Consider the following 21,437-nt stretch of genomic DNA (forward strand, 5'->3'; position numbering starts at 1 on the left):
CAGCGACCCCCGGTACGCTTCAGACATGAGCGCTGTCCCTCGTTCCGAAAAGCCGGTGGGCCGGTTCCGGCGCATGCTCGACCGGCTCTCCTCGTCGCAGGAGGACCTGGAGTCGGAGGAACTGCGCGAGGACACCGAGACCGCGGGATGCACGCGCATCTGTGACTGCCACGACCGACAGGTGGTCACGGTTGCTGGTACGTTGCGCACGGTCACGCTGCGCCCGAGAGCCGGTGTCCCGGCCCTGGAGGCCGAGCTGTTCGACGGTTCGGCCCCCCTGGACGTGGTGTGGCTCGGCAGGCGCTCCATCGTCGGGATAGAACCGGGACGCAAGCTGATCGCGTCGGGCCGGATCTCGATGAGCCGGGGCCGCCGCGTGCTGTTCAATCCGAAGTACGAACTCAGACCCCTCGGACGGGAGTAGCCGGTGACGTCGCTCGACAAGCCGACCGAAGACGCCCAGGACTCGCGGGCGGTGACCGAGGCCGCTCTCTTCGAGGCGTTCGGCGGTCTGCGGGGCATGATCGAGACGGTCCTCCCGGGCCTGCTCTTCGTCACGATCTACACGATCAACAAGGATCTGCACTCGGCCGCCATCGCGGCCGTCGGCGTCTCGATCCTGCTCGTCGTGGTGCGCCTCGTCATGAAGGACACCGTCAAGCACGCCTTCAGCGGCGTCTTCGGCGTGGCCTTCGGCGTGGTCTTCGCGATGATGACGGGCAACGCCAAGGACTTCTACCTGCCGGGCATGATCTACACGCTCGGCCTCGCCCTCGCCTACATCGTGACGACCCTCGCGGGCGTGCCCCTGATCGGCCTGATCCTCGGCCCGGTCTTCAAGGAGAACCTCTCCTGGCGCACCCGCAACCCGGGCCGCAAGAAGGCGTACGCGAAGGCCAGCTGGGCCTGGGGCCTGATCCTGCTCGCCAAGTGCGCGATCCTCTTCCCCCTCTACTGGTGGGCCGACACCACCCAGCTCGGCTGGGTCCTGGTCGCGCTGAAGATCCCGCCCTTCCTGCTCGCGGTCTGGCTCACCTGGGTCTTCCTCGCCAAGGCTCCGCCGCCGATCGACGTCTTCGCCGAGATGGAGGCCGAGGAGCGCGCGGCGAAGGAGCGGGAGTCCGCCGGCCGCTCGGCCGACTGAGTCCACCGCTTCGACCGAGTCCTCCACGCGTACGTGGAAGGGGGCGCCCCGGAAACCCGGGGCGCCCCCTTCCACGTACACGAGAGCGCGGGGTCAGCCGGCCGTGTCCTGGCGGCGGACGGACAGCAGGTCCTCCAACTGCTCCTCGCGGGCCTGGGCGGCCACGAAGAGAAGTTCGTCGCCCGCCTCCAGGGAGTCCTCGCGGGTCGGGGTGAGCACGCGGGTACCGCGGATGATCGTGACCAGGGACGTGTCCTCGGGCCACTCCACGGCGCCGACCCGCGTCCCCGCGAGCGCCGACTCGGGCGGCAGGGTCAGCTCGACGAGGTTGGCGTCGCCGTGGCTGAAGCGGAGCAGCCGGACCAGGTCGCCGACGCTCACCGCCTCCTCGACCAGGGCGGACATCAGACGCGGCGTGGAGACGGCGACGTCCACACCCCACGACTCGTTGAACAGCCATTCGTTCTTGGGGTTGTTGACGCGGGCGACGACGCGCGGGACCCCGTACTCGGTCTTCGCGAGCAGCGACACGACGAGGTTGACCTTGTCGTCACCGGTGGCCGCGATCACCACGTTGCAGCGCTGGAGCGCCGCCTCGTCCAGGGACGTGATCTCGCAGGCGTCGGCGAGCAGCCATTCCGCCTGCGGCACCCGCTCGACCGAGATGGCCGTCGGCGCCTTGTCGATCAGCAGGATCTCGTGCCCGTTCTCCAGGAGCTCGCCCGCGATCGAGCGGCCCACCGCGCCGGCACCGGCAATGGCGACCCTCATCAGTGACCGCCTTCCTCATCAGGGCCCTCGGCGAACGCCGCCTCGACCTTGTCGACGTCGTCCGTACGCATCATCACGTGCACGAGGTCGCCCTCCTGCAGCACCGTCTGCGAGGTGGGCAGCACCGCCTCGCCCAGCCGGGTGAGGAAGGCCACGCGCACACCGGTCTCCTCCTGGAGCCGGCTGATCCGCTGACCGACCCACGCCGTCGAGGCGTGCACCTCGGCGAGCTGCACACCGCCGGTGGGGTCGCGCCACAGCGGCTCCGCGCCCGACGGCAGCAGACGCCGGAGCATCTGGTCGGCGGTCCAGCGGACGGTGGCGACGGTCGGGATGCCCAGGCGCTGGTAGACCTCGGCGCGGCGCGGGTCGTAGATGCGGGCCGCGACGTTCTCGATGCCGAACATCTCGCGGGCCACCCGGGCGGCGATGATGTTCGAGTTGTCGCCGCTGGAGACGGCGGCGAAGGCGCCGGCCTCCTCGATGCCCGCCTCGCGCAGGGTGTCCTGGTCGAAGCCGACTCCGGTCACACGACGGCCGCCGAACCCGGAGCCGAGTCGCCGGAAGGCGGTGGGGTCCTGGTCGATGACGGCGACCGTGTGCCCCTGCTGCTCCAGGGTCTGGGCGAGAGCGGATCCCACTCTGCCGCAGCCCATGATGACGATGTGCACGACCGTCCTTCCGGTGTGAAAAATTGCTGCTCAGGCTGAAACAGGGTCTCAGACCGACGCCCAAGCTACACACGCGCGGTCCGCCAGGGGCACCCTTGTGCACGTTCGCCGCGGCTCCCGGCGATCAGCGGCGGCTGATGCTCCGCACACTCATGAGGGTCAGAACGCCGAGCCCGACGAGTCCGGCGGCGGCGCCGATGAGTTCCGCGGTGGCATGCATGGGACCTCCATGAACGGGCAACGGAAGGCAAAGATTTGGCCTTTTTCATATAGGCACGGAATCCGACTTCGCCGTGGAATCCGCAACCGGACGCCCGTGGGATTTCACTCGGAGGGCAGAACCCGGACAAACGTCACCACGATCGGTCGCCGCCGAGTGCGGGGGAGGGTGGGCGAGGCCGTGTGCGACCGCTTACGATCCTCTCCGTGTCCAAACTGACCGACCTGCCCAAACGGATCCTGATCGGGCGCGCCTTGCGCAGTGACCGGCTCGGAGAGACGCTCCTGCCGAAGCGCATCGCACTCCCCGTCTTCGCGTCCGACCCGCTCTCCTCCGTCGCGTACGCGCCCGGAGAAGTGCTCCTCGTGCTGTCCATCGCGGGCGTGTCGGCCTACCACTTCAGCCCCTGGATCGCCCTCGCGGTCGTCGTCCTCATGTTCACCGTCGTGGCCTCGTACCGGCAGAACGTGCACGCCTACCCGAGCGGTGGCGGCGACTACGAGGTGGCCACCACCAACCTCGGCCCCCGGGCCGGCCTCACCGTCGCCAGCGCGCTCCTCGTCGACTACGTCCTGACCGTCGCCGTGTCGATCGCCTCCGGCATCGAGAACCTCGGCTCGGCCGTCCCCTTCGTCGTCGAGCACAAGGTGCTCTGCGCGACCGCCGTGATCGTGCTCCTCACGCTGATGAACCTGCGCGGGGTCAAGGAGTCCGGAAAGCTCTTCGCGATCCCGACCTACGTCTTCGTGACCGGCGTCTTCCTCATGATCGCCTGGGGCGCGTTCCGCGGACTCGTCCTCGGCGACGAGATGAAGGCGCCCACCGCCGACTTCGAGATCAAGCCCGAGCACCAGGGCCTCGCCGGCTTCGCCCTCGTGTTCCTGCTGCTGCGCGCGTTCTCCTCCGGCTGTGCCGCGCTCACGGGCGTCGAGGCGATCAGCAACGGCGTGCCCGCGTTCCGCAAGCCCAAGTCGAAGAACGCGGCGACGACGCTCGCGATGATGGGCCTGCTCGCCGTCACCATGTTCTGCGGCATCATCGCCCTGGCCATGACGACCAACGTCCGGATGGCCGAGAACCCGGCGAAGGACCTCTTCGACAACGGCGTCGCCGTCGGCTCCGACTACGTCCAGAACCCCGTGATCTCGCAGGTCGCCGAAGCCGTCTTCGGTGACGGCAGCTTCCTGTTCATCGTGCTCGCCGCGGCGACCGCGCTGGTGCTGTTCCTGGCCGCCAACACCGCGTACAACGGCTTCCCGCTGCTCGGCTCGATCCTGGCGCAGGACCGCTACCTGCCGCGCCAGCTGCACACCCGCGGCGACCGCCTCGCGTTCTCGAACGGCATCGTGCTGCTCGCCGGCGCGGCCATCCTGCTGGTGTGGGTCTACGGCGCCGACTCGACCCGCCTCATCCAGCTCTACATCGTCGGCGTGTTCGTGTCCTTCACGCTCAGCCAGACCGGCATGGTCCGGCACTGGAACCGCCACCTGGCCACCGAGAAGGACCAGGCCAAGCGGCGCCACATGGTCCGCTCCCGGGCCATCAACGCGTTCGGCGCCTTCTTCACCGGGCTCGTGCTCGTGGTCGTACTGAGCACCAAGTTCACGCACGGCGCCTGGGTCGCGCTGCTCGGCATGGTCATCTTCTACGCGACGATGTCCGCGATCCGGAAGCACTACGACCGGGTCGCCGCGGAGATCGCCGCGCCCGAGGGGCCGTCCGACGACAGCGTGCGCCCCTCGCGCGTCCACTCCGTCGTACTGATCTCCAAGATCCACCGGCCGACCCTGCGCGCCCTCGCCTACGCCAAGCTGATGCGCTCCGACACGCTGGAGGCGCTCAGCGTCAAGGTGGACGCCGCGGAGACCAAGGCCCTGCGCGAGGAGTGGGAGCGCCGCGGCATCACCGTGCCGCTGAAGGTCCTCGACTCGCCGTACCGCGAGGTCACCCGGCCGGTCATCGAGTACGTCAAGGGACTGCGCCGCGAGTCCCCGCGCGACGTCGTCTCGGTGATCATCCCCGAGTACGTCGTCGGCCACTGGTACGAGCACCTGCTGCACAACCAGAGCGCGCTGCGGCTCAAGGGGCGGCTGCTGTTCACCCCGGGCGTCATGGTGACGTCCGTCCCCTACCAGCTGGAGTCCTCGGAGGCCGCCAAGAAGCGGGCCGGCAAGCGGCAGAACTGGAACGCGCCCGGTTCCGTACGCCGCGGTCCCGCCGAGCAGCGCCCGAAGGAGCCCTCGGCCCCCAAGAAGGGCTGAGCCGAGGCCCGGGACGTTCGGAGCCGGTGCGGGGGCCTGGTTGTCCGGGCGCGGGCACGGGTGTGTTCGTGGTGAGCGGTGAGGTCGGTCGGACGCCTTCGTGGTGAGCGGCCGGGCGACGTCCACGTAGACTGGTGGGCTGTTGTCCGGCCGTTCCCCATTTCGCATCTGGAGTCACCCCGCCATGCAGGCAGAACCGAAGAAATCGCAGGCGGGGTCGCTGGTCGGGCAGGAGTACGAGGTCGAGATCGGCCCGGTCGCCCACGGCGGACACTGCATCGCCCGCACCGACGGGGGCCAGGTGCTGTTCGTACGGCACGCGCTGCCCGGCGAGAAGGTCGTCGCACGGGTCACCGAGGGCGAGGAGGACTCGCGCTTCCTGCGCGCGGACGCCGTCACGGTCCTGGAGGCCTCCAAGGACCGGGTCGAGGCCCCGTGCCCGTACGCCGGGCCCGGCCGCTGCGGCGGCTGCGACTGGCAGCACGCCAAGCCGGGCGCGCAGCGCCGCCTCAAGGGCGAGGTCGTCGCCGAGCAGCTCCAGCGGCTCGCCGGCCTCACCCCCGAGGAGGCCGGCTGGGACGGCACCGTGATGCCCGCCGAGGGCGACAAGCTGCCCGCGGGCCAGGTGCCGCAGTGGCGCACGCGCATGCAGTACGCGGTGGACCCGGACGGCAACGCGGGTCTGCGCCGCCACCGCTCGCACGACGTCGAGCCCGTCGAGCACTGCATGATCGCCGCGCCCGGCGTGTCCGAGCTGGGCATCGAGGAGCGCGACTGGTCCGGCATGGAGTCGGTCGACGTGATCGCCGCGACCGGTTCGCACGACCGCATGGTGATCCTCGAACCCAGGCCCGGTGCCCGGCTGCCCCTCGTCGAACTCGACAGGCCCGTCTCCGTGATGCGCGTCGAGGAGCACGACGGCGGCATCCACCGCGTGCACGGCCGCGGGTTCGTCCGCGAGCGCGCCGACGACCGCACGTACCGCGTGGGCAGCGGCGGCTTCTGGCAGGTCCACCCGATGGCGGCCGACACCCTGGTGAAGGCGGTCATGCAGGGGCTGCTGCCGCGCAAGGGCGACATGGCCCTCGACCTGTACTGCGGGGTCGGCCTGTTCGCCGGCGCGCTCGCCGACCGCATCGGTGACAAGGGCGCCGTCCTCGGCATCGAGTCCGGCAAGCGCGCCGTCGAGGACGCCCGGCACAACCTCGCCGCGTTCGACCGCGTCCGGATCGAGCAGGGCAAGGTCGAGGCGATCCTCCCGCGCACCGGGATCTCCGAGGTCGACCTCATCGTCCTCGACCCGCCCCGGGCGGGTGCGGGCAAGAAGACGGTCCAGCACCTGGCCTCGCTGAAGGCCCGCAAGATCGCGTACGTCGCCTGCGACCCGGCGGCCCTCGCCCGCGACCTGGCGTACTTCCGGGACGGCGGCTACAAGGTGCGGACGCTCCGGGCGTTCGACCTGTTCCCGATGACGCATCACGTGGAGTGCGTGGCGATCCTGGAGCCGGTGAAGAAGGACGCCTGACCCGCCGTCGCGCGTCCAGGCGTCGGCGCCGGGCGTCACCCGCCGGGTCCGGGGGTGGTGGGGGACTGGCACTGCGACGGTGCCGGCGGGAATGATCGGGCCCCATGGGACAACGGGGACGCTGGGTGGCACGCGCCGTCATCGCCGTATGCGCGGCGGCCGCGGTGTGGCTGCTGGTGACGGCGGTTCGTGACGGCTGGGGTGTCGCCGACCCGTTGGCGAGCGTCCTCGGCTCGACGGCGGGGCTGGTCGCCCTGGCGGTCTCCCTGCGCGCGGTGCCGGGCGCGCACCCGGCCGCGACCACTCGTCCGGCGCCGCCCGACGTGCCGGAGTGGTGGGTGGACAGGGACGAGGCGGCCGCCGTCGTCCGGGCCGTCCGCGGGCGTGCCGGGCGCTGGGGGAGCGGCGCCCCGGTGGCGATCACGGCCGGGCTGCACGGGGCCGGCGGGTTCGGGAAGACCAGTCTGGCGAGATACGTGGCCGCCCAGCGTTCCGTGCAGCGCCGGTTCCCGGGCGGCGTGCACCTGATCACCATGGGCCGGGACGTGCGCGGCCGTGCGGCCGTCGCCGCGAAGGTCGCCGAGGAGACCCGCCTGATCACCGGCGACACCACCGAGGCCGGTTCGGACCCCGAGCGCGCCGGAGCACACCTGGGCACGCTCCTCGCCGGCCGGCCGCGCACCCTGCTGATCATCGACGACGTCTGGGAACGGGAGCAGCTCACCCCGTTCCTGCGGGGTGCCGAGCGGTCCTGCGTGCGGCTGGTGACCACGCGCCGGCCCGATGTGCTGCCGGCCGCCGCCGTACGGATCGAGGTCGACCGCATGACGGTGGAGCAGGCCAGGCTCCTGCTCACCCGCCGCCTCCCCGCTCCGCCGCGCCGCGAGGCGGTGGACGAACTGGTCGCGGCGACGGGACGATGGGCGCTGCTGCTGGGCATCGCGAACAAGTTCATCGCCGATCAGACGGCCACCGGAGCCGATCCCACCGCCGCGGCCGAGACGCTCCTGCGGCGGCTGCGCGCCGAAGGCCCCGCCGTCCAGGACCCCGGCGGCAGCCTCGACCTCAACAACCCCGACCGGCGCAACACCGCCGTACGGGCCAGCATCCGCGCCGCCTCGACCCTCCTGTCGTACGAGGAGGCCGAGCGGCGCTTCCACGAACTCGGGATCTTCGCCGAGGACGAGAGCGTGCCCGTCGACCTGGTGGCGACGCTGTGGCGGGCCACCGGGAACCTCGACGAGACCGCGACCCGCGCCCTGTGCAAGCAGATGGCCGACCTGTCGCTGCTCGGCATCGGGACCACCGTGCCCGGTGGAGCCGTCACCGTCCACGACGTGGTCCGCGACTACCTGCGTTCGGAACTGGGTCCCGCCGGGCTGGGCGCGGCGAACGCCGCTCTGCTCGACGCCGTCGAGGCCTCCCTGCCCGCGGCCGAGGACGGCGCGGCGCCCTGGTGGCGGGTCACCGACGGCTACCTGCTGGACCATCTCGTGGAGCACTTCCTCGACGCCCGCCGTTCCGAGGGCGCCCTCGCCCTCGCCGGTGACTTCCGGTGGATGCGCGCCCGCCTGCACCAGCGCGGCCCCACCGCCCCGTGGCGCGACCTCGACCGCCTGGGCGCTGCGGGCCGGCCCCTCGCACGCCAACTGGCCCAGGCCGCCCACCTGCTCACCCCCACTACCCCGCCGCACGCCCTCGACGCGGTCCTGCGCAGCCGGGTCACCGGCGCCCCGCACCGGCCCGCCCGTCCGGTGCCCGCCGGCACTCCCGTCCTCGTCGACCGCTGGCCCCCGCCGGACCTGCCCGACCCGGCCCTGATGCGCACCCTGACCGGCCACCGCGGGCCCGTGCACGCGGTGGCGTACAGCCCGGACGGCGAACGCGTGGCCACGGGCAGCCGCGACACGACGGCACGGATATGGAGCTCCGCGACCGGGGAGGCCCTGCACATCCTGACGGGCCATCACGGTCCCGTGCGCGCCGTGGCCTTCAGTCCCGACGGCCGCCTGCTGGCCACCGGCGGCCGTGACGCGACCGTGCGGATCTGGGACGCGGCCACCGGCCGGGCCGTACGGACCGTGACGGGGCACGACGGAGCGGTCCTCGCGGTGGTGTTCAGCCCGGACGGCACCCTCCTGGCCACCGGGGGCAGCGACACGACGGTGCGGATCTGGGACCCGGCCACCGGCGAACCGCTGCACACGGCGACGGGGCACGGGGGTCTCGTGTCCGCGGTGGCGTTCAGCCCGGACGGCTCGCGGCTGGCCGCCGGCGGCGCGGACGCGACCGCGCGGATCTGGGACGTCGTGGCACTCGGCCGGGGCCGCGGACCGGGTGGCGGGCCCGCCACCGGCGTCGGGGCGCCGCGCGTGCTGACCGGACACCGCGGGCCGGTGCGCGCGCTGGCGTTCAGCCCTGACGGCTCCCGCCTGCTGACCTGCAGCAATGACCGCACCCTGCGGATCTGGGGGCCTGGTGGGGAGGAGGCCCTGCACGAACTGTCCGGGGTGGTGCGGGCGGCGGGCTTCAGCCCGGACGGCTCCCGCCTCGCCACCGGCAGCCATGTCGCCGCGCTGCGGATCTGGGACACCGCGACCGGCGGCACGGTCAGCACCCTGACCGGACACCGCGGTGCGGTGCTCGCGGTGGCCTTCGGCCCGGACGGCACCCGCCTCGTCACCGGTGGGAACGATCGCATCGCCCTGGCGTGGGACCCGACCTCCAGCGGCACACCGGTACGGTCGACCGGCCGCTCCGACCAGTTGTACGCCGTCGCCGCCGCCCCGGACGGTTCCTGCGTCGCCACCAGCAGCCGCGAGACCTCGGTGCCGGTCTGGGACCCCGCCACCGGCGAGGTCGCCCGTACCCTGCGCGGGCACGGGGGAGCGGTGCTGGCGGTGGCGTTCAGCCCGGACGGCACCCGGCTGGCGACCAGCAGCAGCGACCGGACCCTGCGGCTGTGGGACATGGCCACCGGGGCGACGGTACGCACCCTGCGGGGACGCACGGACCAGCTCGACGCGCTGGCGTTCAGCCCGGACGGCACCCGCCTGGCCACCGGCAGCAGGGACGCGACGGCACGGCTCTGGGACCCTTCGACCGGCGACATGGTCCGCATACTGAACGGCCACCGCGGGCCGGTGCGCGCCGTCGCCTTCAGCCCCGACGGCCGCCTGCTGGCCACCGCCAGCCACGACGCGACGGTGCGGCTCTGGGACACGTCCACCGGCGACACCGTGCGCACCCTGACCGGCCACACCGACCAACTGCACACGGTGGCCTTCAGCCCGGACGGCTCGCTCCTGGCCACGGGCGGCGGCGATACGACCGTGCGGCTCTGGGACCCGTCCACCGGGGCCGTGACCCGCCTGTTGACCGGTCATCGCGCGCCGGTGCGGGCGGTCGCCTTCAGCCCCGACGGCTCCTGCCTCGCGACCGGCGGCGCGGACGAGACCGTACGCGTCCACGCCCCGGCGAGCGGGGAGGTCCTGACCATGATGCGCACCGACAGCGGTGTGTGGTCGTGCTCCTGGTCCGCGGACGGCCGGGCGTTGTTCGCGGGCACGACGGCCGGGCTGTTCGCCTTCGAGTACCTGGCCGCCGTCTGACGGCTGCGGACGGCCGCCGGTGCCGAAGGCAACCGCCCGCCCCGGGCTCACGTCGACGTGCCGCGCGGCCAGGGTCGGGCGTCGTGGCGTTCGAGGTCCCGGTTCAGGCGGCCCAGCAGCGACCCGAACTCCGCCACCTCCTCGGGGGTCCAGTCGGCCAGCACCCGTTCGAGGCCCGTGACGTTGCGCGCGCGGTCGGAGGTGAGCCGGCGCTCGCCCTCGGCCGTGATGGCGAACTTGCGGGCGATGCCCCCGGCCGGGTCCGGGATGCGTTCGACGACACCCGCCCGCGCCATGGCGGCCGTCTGCCGGTTGAGGGTGGAGACGTCGAGGCAGAAGGCCGCGCTGAGCTCGCCGATCGACATCGGCCCCTGTGCCCGGATGCGGCTCATCAGGAGGTACGCGCTGCGGTCGAGCCGTCCGTCCAGGCCCCGCGCGTGCGGGGTGAGCAGGTGCAGGTGGCGGCCGAGCAGCATGGCCTCGAACTCGATGAGGGCGGTCGGATTCTCCATGTGGGTCCTTCGGCTTCCGGCCCGGCCGCCCCCCGGAAGCGCACGGCCGTCCGGATGGAGCGGTGGTTGCGATGTGTAAGATGCACTCGAAGTGCATGATGCACATTCTATGCACGATGCAATCTGCCCGCGTGGTGCCGTCGCGCCATGGTCCGGAAACGTAGAAGGAGTCCCCGTGGATGGACTGGACACCGACAGTGTCGACAGTTCCCAGGCCGAGCGGCGCCCGGGCGGTGTCGTCGCCATCCTCGCCTTCGCGGGCATCGTGGCCGCGATCACGCAGACCCTCGTGGTCCCGCTGATCGGCGAACTGCCCACCCTGCTCGACACCAGCGCCTCGAACGCCTCCTGGGTCATCACCGCGACCCTGCTCGCCGCGGCCGTCGCGACCCCCGTCGCCGGACGGCTCGGCGACATGTACGGCAAGCGCACGATGCTGCTGGTCTCGCTGCTCCCGCTCGTCGTGGGCTCGGTGGTCTGCGCCCTGTCCTCCACCGTCGTCCCGATGATCGCCGGACGGGGCCTCCAGGGCCTCGGCATGGGCGTCGTGCCCCTCGGCATCAGCCTCCTGCGCGACATCGTGCCCGCGGAGAAGCTCGGCTCGTCCATCGCGATCATGAGCGCGTCCCTCGGTGTCGGCGGCGCGCTCGGCCTCCCGTTCTCCGCGGCGATCGCCGAGAACGCCAGCTGGCGCGTGCTGTTCTGGGTCGTCGCCGCGCTGGCCGTCGCCGTCGCCTCCCTGATCTGGTTCCTGGTCCCCGCGGACCGGGCGAACACCGCCGCGGGCGGCTTCGACCTGCTCGGCGCGCTCGGCCTGGGCGCCGGACTGATCTGCCTGCTCCTCGGCGTCTCCAAGGGCGCCGACTGGGGCTGGGGGAGCGCCACCACCCTCGGGCTGCTCGGCGCCGCGGTCGCCGCGCTGCTCGCCTGGGGCTGGTGGGAGCTGCGTACCCGCGACCCGCTGGTCGACCTCCGCGTCACGGCCCGTCCGCAGGTCCTGATGACCAACGCGGCGTCGATCCTGGTCGGCTTCGCGATGTACGCCCAGTCCCTCGTCGTGCCCCAGCTGCTGCAGCTTCCCGAGGCGACCGGATACGGGCTCGGCCAGTCGATGCTGGCCATGGGCCTGTGGATGGCTCCGGCGGGCCTGATGATGATGCTGATCTCGCCGATCGGCGCCAAGCTCTCGGCCGCCCGCGGCCCCAAGATCACGCTGACCGTGGGCGCCCTGATCATCGCCCTCGGCTACGGAGTCTCCCTGCCGCTGCTCGGCTCCACCGGCGGCCTGCTCGTCGTCACGCTGGTCTGCAGCACGGGTGTGGGCTTCGCGTACGGGGCGATGCCCGCCCTCATCATGAGCGCGGTACCCCAGTCCGAGACGGCGTCGGCCAACAGCTTCAACACGCTCATGCGCTCGATCGGCAGCTCGGTGTCCGCCGCGGTGATCGCCGTGGTCCTGGCGCAGATGACGACGGACTTCGGCGGATTCGCGCTGCCGAGCGAGGACGGATTCCGCGTCGCCATGCTGATCGGCTGCGGTGTGGGCCTCGTCGCCGCCGCCGTCGCCTTCCTCATCCCGGTTCCCAGGCCGGGCGCGCTGCCGGGCCCCGGAACGGCCCCCCTCGCCGCCCCCGGCACGGCGGAGAACGCCGGGACCGCCTTCGAGGCCAAGGCCTGAGCCGGTGGCGTCCGGGCGCCGCCGAGTCCGACGCCCGGACGCCACCGACCGGCGTACGCCCCGTCTTCACGGCTTCACGGCTTCACGGCTTTACGGCTTCAGGGCCTCAGGGCTTCACGGCCTCACGGACGCGCACCGGCCCGCGACCCCGGCACCGGCCGCCCCGCACCCCGGCGGGGCGGCCGCTCGCGTGTGCGGCGCCCGGAGCCGGCCGCGCACGGCCGTCGGCGCCACCGGTGGGAGACGGTGGGGGCTGGACGGGGGCTGAGGGCGGGGCGCCGGTCAGTACACGTCGCGTACGTACCGCTTCTCCGCCGCCAACTGCTTCACGTACGCGGCAGCCTCCGCGTCGCCCAGGCCGCCGTGCGTGACGGCGATGTCCCGCAGGGCGCGGTCGACGTCCTTCGCCATGCGGGAGGCGTCGCCGCAGACATGGAACCGGGCGCCGTCGCGCAGCCAGGACCACAGTTCGGGGCCGTGCTCGCGCATCCGGTCCTGGACGTAGACCTTGGCGCGCTGGTCGCGGGAGAACGCCGTGTCCAGCCGCATCAGCGTGCCGTCCCCGACGAACGCGGCGAGTTCGTCCTCGTAGTAGAAGTCGGTGGCCCGGTGCTGCTCGCCGAAGAACAGCCAGTTCGGCCCCCGGTGCCCCTGGGCCCGGCGCTCCTCGAGGAAGCCGACGAACGGCGCGATCCCGGTGCCGGGGCCGACCATCACCATCGCCGCCGCCGGGTCCTGCGGGGGCCGGAAGTGCGGTGAGCGCTGTACGAACACCGGTACGGACGTGCCCGGTTCGGTGTCCGCGAGGAAGGCTGAGCAGACTCCGCCGCGGGCCTGCCCGCCGACGCTCTCGTACCGGACGACGGACACCGTCAGCGACACGAGGTGCTGGTCCGTGAGCGGGCTGGAGGATATCGAGTACAGGCGCGGCTGGAGCCGCTTCAGGACTCCGGCCCACTCGGCGGCGTCCGCCCGCACCGGATGCTCGGTGAGCACGTCGACGGCCTGTCGGCCCCAACTCCACTGCGCCAGGCCGTCCTTGTTGTCCGGTCGCAGAAGCCGCCGCAACTCACGCCGGTCGCCGGTGCGTTCGGCGACGAAGCGCAGCAGGTCCGGGGTGATCCGCGTGATGTCGAGATGCCGGCCGAGCGCCTCGCCGAGCGTGGTCCCGCCGACTCCCTCGACCTCCACGGCGGCCGAGGGCGCGCAGCCGGTGGCCTCCAGCCATTCCCGCACCAGCGCGGGGGAGTTGACCGGACGTACGCCGAGCGCGTCGCCCGCCTCGTACAGCAGCGGGGAGCCGTTCTCGCCGGTGTCGAAGGTGAAGCGGCGTACCTCCTTGCCGGCCCCGGGCCGGCTGAGCAGCCGGTTGCCGACGAGCCGGGCGGTGACCGGCGAGGCCCTGCCCGGCCTGGTGACGGGAGCGGCGACGGGCCGCTCGCGGACGACCGGCGCCGGTGTCCGTGCCGGGGAGACCCCCTGATTGCCGGAGCCGGAGCCGGAGCCGGAGCCGGAGCCCAAGCCGGAGCCGGAGCGGGAGCCGGGGCCGGTTGCCTCTGCGCCCGGGACCGGTTCCTGCCCGCCGGGGGCGAGCGCGGTCAGCACCTGGTCGAGCCAGGCCCGCGCGCCGGTCTCGAAGTCCGGTTCGCAGTCCGTGCGCGGAGCGAGCCGTACACCGCCCAACTCGCCCATCCTGCGGTCGAGTCGGCGGCCGTGCCCGCAGAAGTCGTCGTACGAGGAGTCGCCGAGGGCGAGCACGGCGTACCGCACACCGTCCAGGCTGGGCGGTTCTGGAGTGTCCAGTGCCTCCCAGAAGCCGGAGCCGTTGTCGGGAGCGTCCCCGTCGCCGAACGTGCTGGTGATCAGCAGCAGGTCCGCGCCCCGCGGCAGCGCGTGCGGGTCCGTGTCGTCCATCCCGGCGAGGGTCGCCCGGTGCCCGGTCGCGACGAGCCGTTCCGCGGCGGCCGCCGCGAACTCCTCGGCGTTGCCGGTCTGCGAGGCCCACAGCACGACGACCTCGCGGACCGGCGGGGCCGCGGACCGGGGGGTGTCCGCCGAGCGCGAGTACATCCCGGCCAGCAGGCCGTTCACCCACAGGGCGTGCCCGGGGTCGAACGGGGCGTCGGACGGCAGGACGGGGACGCCGGTGGCGCCCGACGGGATGCCCGCGAGGAAGCCGGCCAGGTAACGGCGTTCGCGCGAGGTGAGGACGGGCGGCGGAGCGGCATCCACGCCGAGGGCCGCCGCGGTACGGGCCGCCACCCCCGCGGGCGTCCCACCCGCCGGACCCGCGACACCTGCTGCAACCACGGCGCCCGCACCATCCGCGCCACCAGCACCATTCGCGAGACCCGAGGCGCCCGGCACCACGGCCGTAGGGGTGAGGGCGCCGGCCGGGACCCCGCCCGAACCCGGGGCCGCGCCGCCGGGAGACGTACCGGTCGGGGTGGCCGCCGCACCCCTTCGGCCCCCCGGCGCCGCGTCCACCGGACCGCCCACCTTGGTGAGCGCCACCGCGCACACCTTCAACTCCGGCTGGAAGGACACCGGGTCCACCGCGTCGCTCGTCACCGCGTTGATGCTCAGGTACTCGCCGAACAGGTCGTTCCAGTGGAACGGCGCGAACAGGCAACCGGGTTGGACCCGGTCCGTCACCACCGCCGGAAGCACCGCCCGTCCGCGCCGCGACGCGACCTCCAGTCGGTCGCCGTCGCCGACCCCGAGCGCCTCGGCGTCGCTCGGGTGCACCTCCACGAACGGTCCGGGATCGAGCCGGTTGAGCCGGGCCACCCGGCCCGTCTTGGTGAGCGTGTGCCACTGGTGCTGCAGGCGCCCGGTGTTCAGGACGAACGGGAAGTCGTCGTCGGGCATCTCCGCCGGGGGCAGGTGCGGGCGCGCGTGGAACACGGCACGTCCGCTCGCCGTCGGGAAGAGCGGAGTCCCGCTCTCGACGTACCGGATCGGATTGCGGTCGGGGCCGTCCTCGCGCGCGGCCGGCCACTGCACGGGCGTCTCCCGCAGCCGCTCGTACGTGACACCCCGCAGGTCCCACCCGGTCCTCGGGTTCCAGGCCCGCTTGATCTCCTCGAAGACCTGTTCCGCGCTGTCGTACGAGAACCCCTTCTCGTACCCCATCGCGCAGGCCACCCGGGCGATCAGCCGCCAGTCCGCGAGCGCCTCGCCGGGCGGTTCCACGGCCTGGCGCGCCAGCGTCAGATTGCGCTCACTGTTGACGAGGACGCCCTCGGCCTCGGTCCACATCGCACCCGGCAGCACCACGTCCGCGTACGCGTTCGTCTCGGTCTCCGCGAAGACGTCCTGGGTGACGACGAACTCCGCGGCCTCCAGGCCCTCGATGACGGTCCGGCGGTTGCCCACCGAGGCGACCGGGTTGGTGCAGACGATCCAGCACGCCTTGATCGCCCCGTCGGCCATCCTGCGGAACATGTCGACCGTGCCCGTGCCGGCCCCGTCCTCGCGGAGCGTGCCGGGCGGCAGGTCCCACAACTCCTCGGTGAACGCGCGCTCCTCCTCGACGAGTACGGACCGCTGTCCCGGCAGCCCCGGCCCCATGTAGCCCATCTCGCGACCGCCCATCGCGTTGGGCTGCCCCGTGAGGGAGAACGGGCCCGACCCGGGCCGGCAGATCGCACCGGTCGCGAGGTGCAGGTTGACGAGGGCGTTCGTGTTCCAGGTCCCGTGCGTCGACTGGTTGAGGCCCATGGTCCACAGGCTCATCCACTCGCCCGCCCCGCCGATGAGCCGCGCCGCCTCCCGGAGGTCCGCCTCCGGTACGCCCGTCGTCTCCGCGACGGCCGCGGGTGTGTACGCGGAGAGGAAGGCGGGCATCGCCTCCCAGCCCTCGGTGTGCGCGGCGACGAACGCCTGGTCCGTGTGCCCGTTCTCGTGGAGCAGGTGCAGCAGCCCGTTCAGCAGGGCCAGATCCGTGCCCGGCCTGATCCGCAGGAACAGGTCGGCCTTGTCCGCGGTCGCGGTGCGCCGCGGATCGACGACGACCACCTTCGCCCCCGCCGACCTCACCCGCTCCATCATCCGCAGGAAGAGGATGGGATGGCAGTCCGCCATGTTCGAGCCGATGACGAGGAAGACGTCCGCCTTCTCGAAGTCCTGGTACGAGCCGGGAGGCCCGTCGGCGCCCAGCGACAGCTTGTAGCCGGCGCCCGCGCTCGCCATGCAGAGCCGGGAGTTGGACTCGATCTGGTTCGTCCCCACGAACCCCTTGGCCAGCTTGTTCGCCAGGTACTGGGCCTCCAGGCTCATCTGCCCCGAGACGTAGAACGCGAAGGCGTCCGGCCCGTGCTCGTCGATGATCGCGCGCAGCCGCCGCGCGGTCTCGGCGATCGCCGCGTCCACGGGAGCGGGCACCGGCTCGGCGCCGCGGTCGTCCCGCACGAGCGCGGTCGTCAGCCGCCCCGGCGCGGCCAGCATGTCCGCGGTGGTCGCGCCCTTCGTGCACAGCCGGCCCCGGTTCGCCGGGTGCGCCTTGTCCCCGGACGCCTTCAGGACCGTACGCCGTCCGTCCGGACCCGCCCCGATGTCGAGGACCATGCCGCAGCCCACGCCGCAGTACGAGCAGACCGTGCGGACCCGCGTCGTGGGGGTGGTCGTGGTCACACGCTGCCCTTCTCCGTACGTTCCCTGTGCCGCCCCGCGCCGCGCCCGGTCCGTCCACGGACCGGCGCCCGAACGGGGCCTCGGTCCGTGAGCGTACGAATTGCCCGTTACGCCTGTGTCACGTGGCGCGATCATGAAGAGTTACGCCCGCCACACAGCGCCCGCGGGGCCGGTGTGAGGGAACCCGTGGCGGGCGTCACCGGCTGCGGTCCGTGTCGTTATTGGGCCGAACGGGTGACCATGCGTAAGAATTGGTCGGTGCAGGCAATCAGTGCGAGTCAGGTCGGGGGGAGCCGGTGAACAGCCACGACGTCACCGATGAACAATGGGAAGGGCTCGCCCAGGTCGTGCCGCTGCGGGGCCGCGACGCATGGCCTTCGGCGGTCGACCACCGGTCGATGCCCGAGGCGCGGACCGAGGCGAGGCGCCGTTTCGTGGTGCTCCGGGTCAATGTCTTCGCGGACGCGCGCGAGGTCGCCGAGACCCTGATGGCGGGCGTACCGGTCCTCCTGGACCTCAGCAGCGCCGAGACGGACGTCGCCAAGCGGGTGCTGGACTTCAGTACGGGCGTCGTCTTCGGGCTGGCGAGCGGGATGCACCGGGTCGACCGGAACGTGTTCCTGCTCACGCCGCCCGGCACCGAGGTGGGCGGACTCATCCAGGGGGCGGGGATACCGGGCGCGTGAACACGGGTGGGGTCCCCGGGGCTCTCTGATTCGTCGGGGGTCGCCGGAGGCGTTGCGGGCGGCCGGGTCGGCGGGGCCGGACGGGTTCGTCGGGGCGGCCGGACTCGCGGGGGCCGCCGGGTTCTTGCGGGCCCGGCGGCCGTGGGGCGTCCCGGGGCGACCGGCCGTGAGGGGCTTCCGGGCCGTGACGGGCTTCCGGGTGTCCGGTCGTGAGGCCGCTCCGGGGGCAATCCGGCGCTGCGTGCTCGGGAGTGCTCGGGAGTGCTCGGGAGTGGGTGCCGGATCGGCGGGGCGTCCCGCCGGGCGTACTTCGGCGTCCGGTACCCCGTTCGTAGGAAGATCGTCGGACGAAACGGTTCGGCCTTCACCCGGAGCCCTACCGTCCGGATATGACCCCGACAACTCCCGCGAACCGGGCGGAGGCCGTGGCGCGCCCCCAGCGGGCCCACCCGGAACGGCCCTGCGTCACCGAACTGCGGCTCTCCTCCTTCGCCACGCACCGCGGCGCCGGATTCCCCCTCGGCCCGCTCAGCCTCTTCGCCGGGCCCAGCGGCAGCGGCAAGTCCAGCGCCCTGCGCGCGTACGAGGCGCTCGCCCGGCTCGGCGGCGGCGCCGAGCTCGGCGAGGTGTTCCCCGACCCCGTCGCCTGCGTACCCGAGCGGGCCCGCCCCGACGCCCAGCGGCGGCGGGGCTTCCGCATCGGCTGCACGGCGGACGGCCCCGAAGGACCCGTACGGCTCGACCTCGCGGTGCAGGCCGAACCCGAACTGCGCATCGTCGGCGAACGGTTGACCGCGGGCGGACCGACCCTCCTGGAGACCGCGCTGCGCGACCCCGGAAAGCGCAGCGTGCAGGCCGCGTGGCACACCGCCGGGTCGTCCCCCGTCACCCGCGCGCCGCTCCCCGACGACCGGCTGGGCACGGCACTGCTGCCACTGCGCGTCGCGGGCAGGACCGACGGCCAGCGGCAGGTCCTCGCCGCCGCCGAGCAGATGGTCGTCGCGCTGCGCTCCGTCTTCCCCTGCGACCCGCAGCCCCGCACGATGCGCGCCCCCGTGCCCCTCGGCGCGGGGCGCCTGTCGCGCGGCTGCGGCAACCTCGCCGAAGTGCTCCGGCGCACCCGGGCCGAGTGCGCCGTCCGCCACGGACTGCTCGTCGACGAGGTCAGGGCGGGATGCTCCGGTCCGGTCCGCGACCTCCTGGCGGAACACCCGCCCGGCGGGTCCGACGCGACGGTGCGGGCCCTGCTCGACCGCGGCGACGGACTGCGGACGCCGCTCGGGCACCTGGGGGACGGCGAGCTGAGGCATCTCGCGCTCTCCCTGGTGCTCCTCACCGGGCCCGGCGTGCTGGAGGTGGACCCGGCCGGAGAGGTGCCCCCGGCACTGCAGACGCTCACCGTCCTGGCCGACGGGTTCGACCGCGACCTGGACGCACGCCAGCGGGAGTGCCTTCTGCGGCTGGCGGCCCGGATGTGCGAACGCGGCCACATCCGGCTGGTCGCGGCCGTGACCGACGCGAGCTGGGCGGCGGGGGTGGACGGGGTCACGGTGGTACACCTTGGGCCGTGACGGAACTTGATGTGGCGACCTTGCAGCGCAGGCTGGCCGAGTTCGCGGCGGCGCGGAACTGGCAGCCCTTCCACACGCCGAAGAACCTCGCGTCGGCGCTCAGCGTGGAGGCCTCCGAACTCATGGAGATCTTCCAGTGGTTGACCCCCGAGGAGTCGGCCCGGGTGATGGACGACCCCGGGAGGGCGCCTCGGGTGGCGGACGAGGTCGCCGACGTGCTGGCGTACTTGCTGCAGTTGTGCGGGGTGCTCGGTATCGATCCCCTTGCGGCTCTCGATGCGAAGATCGACCGGAATGAACTCAGGTTTCCCGTGGGGAAGGAGCCGGGCGCGGACGTCTGATCGTCCACCCGCCGCGCCCTGAGGGGGATTTTCAACTCTTCTGTCACTCTCCGGAGTTGTCGATCTGTCCACAATCAATTCCGTGTCCACAGATTTCGGTCTTCCTCTGGCTTTTCGTCCCGATGGACCTCACTCTGGGTAGTGGACAGGCGGAGTTCGGGCAGGCGTGTGTCAAGCGCGTCGGGACAGACGGGGGCAGCGCATGGAAGCGGTGCGGCTCATCGGCGCGAGCAGGTGTGCCCTGATGGGGAGCGGCGACGTCCCCGAGATCATGACGGAGGCCTGGCAGGCGCACGCGCTCGCCCAGGCGATAGGCAGCCGGCTGGCGGTGTCGGGCCCGCCCGAACTACGGGGCGAGGCACTCGGACTGACCGAGCTCGCCGGCCGGGGATGCGGGGTGCTGGACGCACCGGTTCCGGACCTGGGAAGCCTGCGCGCGGCCCAGCTCACCGAACTGGGGGACGCCCGCAGCGCTCTCTCCGACCTCGGCGGGCTTCTCGCCGAGGTCGGCATAGCCCTCGTCGGCACGGCCTGCGCCGCCGCCGACGAGGGGACCTACTGGCAGTGCATGGAGGCGATCGACGCGACGGACGAGGCCCGCGACCGGGTGCTGGAGATGCTCCGCAAGCTGGCGGTACGGGACCAGGGGGCGACGGCGGGTTAGGCGGGTCCGCGACGGGGAGCGAGGCCGGCACGGGTTCGGGTGCCGGGCGGGTCACCGGCGGGCACGGGACCCGGCGCCGCTGGCCGCCGGATTTCACCCGACCGGGGACGCAGTCGCCCGGCGGAACCGACGGCCTCGGCGGGCGCCCGAGCGTGCAGGATGGAGGCATGGATCTTCGAATCTTCACCGAGCCCCAGCAAGGGGCGACCTACGACACCCTGCTAGCCGTGGCGAAGGCCACCGAGGACCTCGGCTTCGACGCCTTCTTCCGCTCCGACCACTACCTCAGCATGGGCTCCTCGGATGGCCTTCCCGGGCCCACGGACGCCTGGATCACCCTGGCCGGACTCGCCCGGGAGACCCGGCGCATCCGACTGGGCACGCTGATGACGGCGGGCACGTTCCGGCTTCCGGGCGTGCTGGCGATCCAGGTCGCGCAGGTCGACCAGATGTCCGGCGGCCGGGTCGAACTGGGCCTGGGCGCAGGCTGGTTCGAGGAGGAGCACAAGGCGTACGGCATCCCCTTCCCGAAGGAGAGGTTCGCGCGTCTGGAGGAGCAGTTGGCGATCGTCACCGGGCTGTGGGGGACGAAGACCGGCGAGACCTTCAGTTACGACGGCACCCACTACCAGCTGACCGACTCACCCGCGCTGCCCAAGCCCGCGCAGTCCCGGGTGCCGGTGCTCATCGGCGGGCACGGAGCGACGCGCACCCCGCGCCTCGCCGGGCGCTACGCCGACGAGTTCAACATGCCCTTCGCCTCGGTCGCAGACAGCGAGCGGCAGTTCGGCCGGGTGGCGAAGGCGGCGGAGGACGCGGGTCGCAGGGCCACCGACCTCGTGTACTCCAACGCGCTCGTCGCCTGTGTCGGCAAGGACGACGCGGAGGTGGCCCGCCGGGCCGCGGCGATCGGCCGCGAGGTCGACGAGCTGAAGGCGAACGGCCTGGCCGGCACCCCGGACGAGGTCGCCGACAGGATCGGGGCGTACGCGGCCGCCGGCTCCCAGCGGATCTACCTCCAGATCCTCGACCTCGACGACCTGGACCACCTGGAGCTCATCTCGACCCGGGTGCAGTCGCAGCTCGCCTAGGGGGTGCGTCGCGTGCGTCGGTGCGTTGGGTGCCGGGTGCGTCGGTGCGTCGGTGC

Annotated in this window: 15 protein-coding genes; 11 read left to right on the forward strand and 4 right to left on the reverse strand. The window is 72.8% G+C overall.

Annotated features, from left to right (window positions below; all coding sequences use genetic code 11):
• Positions 1-25: 25 nt before the first annotated feature.
• Together IE265_RS21405 and IE265_RS21410 are read left to right on the forward strand one after the other, a co-directional pair.
• On the forward strand, positions 26-424 hold the full coding sequence (locus IE265_RS21405; RefSeq protein WP_190037263.1) for an OB-fold nucleic acid binding domain-containing protein: 399 nt from the start codon (positions 26-28) through the stop codon (positions 422-424).
• A 3-nt stretch (positions 425-427) separates the two neighbouring features.
• Complete coding sequence (locus tag IE265_RS21410; RefSeq protein WP_190037264.1) at positions 428-1,144, forward strand: DUF3159 domain-containing protein; 717 nt, start codon at positions 428-430, stop codon at positions 1,142-1,144.
• 93 nt (positions 1,145-1,237) lie between these two features.
• Here the strand turns inward: IE265_RS21410 and IE265_RS21415 are convergent, their stop codons facing one another.
• On the reverse strand, positions 1,238-1,915 hold the full coding sequence (locus IE265_RS21415) for a potassium channel family protein (protein ID WP_190037265.1): 678 nt from the start codon (positions 1,913-1,915) through the stop codon (positions 1,238-1,240).
• Complete coding sequence (locus tag IE265_RS21420; RefSeq protein ID WP_190037266.1) at positions 1,915-2,586, reverse strand: potassium channel family protein; 672 nt, start codon at positions 2,584-2,586, stop codon at positions 1,915-1,917. Before IE265_RS21420 ends, IE265_RS21415 begins: the two co-directional genes overlap by 1 nt.
• Positions 2,587-3,012: 426 nt before the next feature.
• On the opposite strand from IE265_RS21420, the gene IE265_RS21425 reads away from it, so the two are divergent.
• The 3 genes from IE265_RS21425 (at position 3,013) to IE265_RS21435 (ending at position 10,203) form a co-directional block, all read left to right on the forward strand.
• Positions 3,013-5,067: an APC family permease gene (locus tag IE265_RS21425; RefSeq protein WP_190037267.1), complete on the forward strand. Its 2,055-nt coding sequence runs from the start codon at positions 3,013-3,015 to the stop codon at positions 5,065-5,067.
• Positions 5,068-5,251: 184 nt separating this feature from the next.
• Positions 5,252-6,592, forward strand: coding sequence for a class I SAM-dependent RNA methyltransferase (locus IE265_RS21430; protein ID WP_190037268.1), 1,341 nt, complete (start codon positions 5,252-5,254; stop codon positions 6,590-6,592).
• A 104-nt stretch (positions 6,593-6,696) separates the two neighbouring features.
• Positions 6,697-10,203 (forward strand): WD40 domain-containing protein, encoded by a 3,507-nt coding sequence (locus IE265_RS21435; protein WP_190037269.1) that lies wholly within the window; start codon positions 6,697-6,699, stop codon positions 10,201-10,203.
• Positions 10,204-10,250: 47 nt separating this feature from the next.
• Here the strand turns inward: IE265_RS21435 and IE265_RS21440 are convergent, their stop codons facing one another.
• Positions 10,251-10,715 (reverse strand): MarR family winged helix-turn-helix transcriptional regulator, encoded by a 465-nt coding sequence (locus tag IE265_RS21440; RefSeq protein ID WP_190037270.1) that lies wholly within the window; start codon positions 10,713-10,715, stop codon positions 10,251-10,253.
• 175 nt (positions 10,716-10,890) lie between these two features.
• Here IE265_RS21440 and IE265_RS21445 point away from each other — a divergent pair, with 175 nt between their 5' ends.
• The gene (locus IE265_RS21445; protein ID WP_229916364.1) at positions 10,891-12,393 is read left to right on the forward strand and encodes an MFS transporter; all 1,503 of its coding nucleotides are present in this window, start codon (positions 10,891-10,893) and stop codon (positions 12,391-12,393) included.
• 282 nt (positions 12,394-12,675) lie between these two features.
• Here the strand turns inward: IE265_RS21445 and IE265_RS21450 are convergent, their stop codons facing one another.
• On the reverse strand, positions 12,676-16,962 hold the full coding sequence (locus tag IE265_RS21450) for a bifunctional nitrate reductase/sulfite reductase flavoprotein subunit alpha (protein ID WP_229916373.1): 4,287 nt from the start codon (positions 16,960-16,962) through the stop codon (positions 12,676-12,678).
• A gap of 362 nt (positions 16,963-17,324) precedes the next feature.
• On the opposite strand from IE265_RS21450, the gene IE265_RS21455 reads away from it, so the two are divergent.
• The 5 genes from IE265_RS21455 (at position 17,325) to IE265_RS21475 (ending at position 21,381) form a co-directional block, all read left to right on the forward strand.
• Entirely contained in the window at positions 17,325-17,714 is a 390-nt protein-coding gene (locus IE265_RS21455) for a cell division protein SepF (RefSeq protein ID WP_190037273.1), read from the forward strand.
• Positions 17,715-18,103: 389 nt separating this feature from the next.
• Complete coding sequence (locus IE265_RS21460; protein ID WP_190037274.1) at positions 18,104-19,285, forward strand: AAA family ATPase; 1,182 nt, start codon at positions 18,104-18,106, stop codon at positions 19,283-19,285.
• Positions 19,282-19,626, forward strand: coding sequence for a nucleotide pyrophosphohydrolase (locus IE265_RS21465; RefSeq protein ID WP_190037275.1), 345 nt, complete (start codon positions 19,282-19,284; stop codon positions 19,624-19,626). Before IE265_RS21460 ends, IE265_RS21465 begins: the two co-directional genes overlap by 4 nt.
• A gap of 202 nt (positions 19,627-19,828) precedes the next feature.
• On the forward strand, positions 19,829-20,290 hold the full coding sequence (locus tag IE265_RS21470) for a DUF6099 family protein (protein ID WP_190037276.1): 462 nt from the start codon (positions 19,829-19,831) through the stop codon (positions 20,288-20,290).
• A gap of 167 nt (positions 20,291-20,457) precedes the next feature.
• The gene (locus tag IE265_RS21475; RefSeq protein ID WP_190037277.1) at positions 20,458-21,381 is read left to right on the forward strand and encodes an LLM class F420-dependent oxidoreductase; all 924 of its coding nucleotides are present in this window, start codon (positions 20,458-20,460) and stop codon (positions 21,379-21,381) included.
• Positions 21,382-21,437 lie beyond the last annotated feature (56 nt).

The organism is Streptomyces fructofermentans (assembly GCF_014651055.1).
Lineage (GTDB): Bacteria > Actinomycetota > Actinomycetes > Streptomycetales > Streptomycetaceae > Streptomyces > Streptomyces fructofermentans.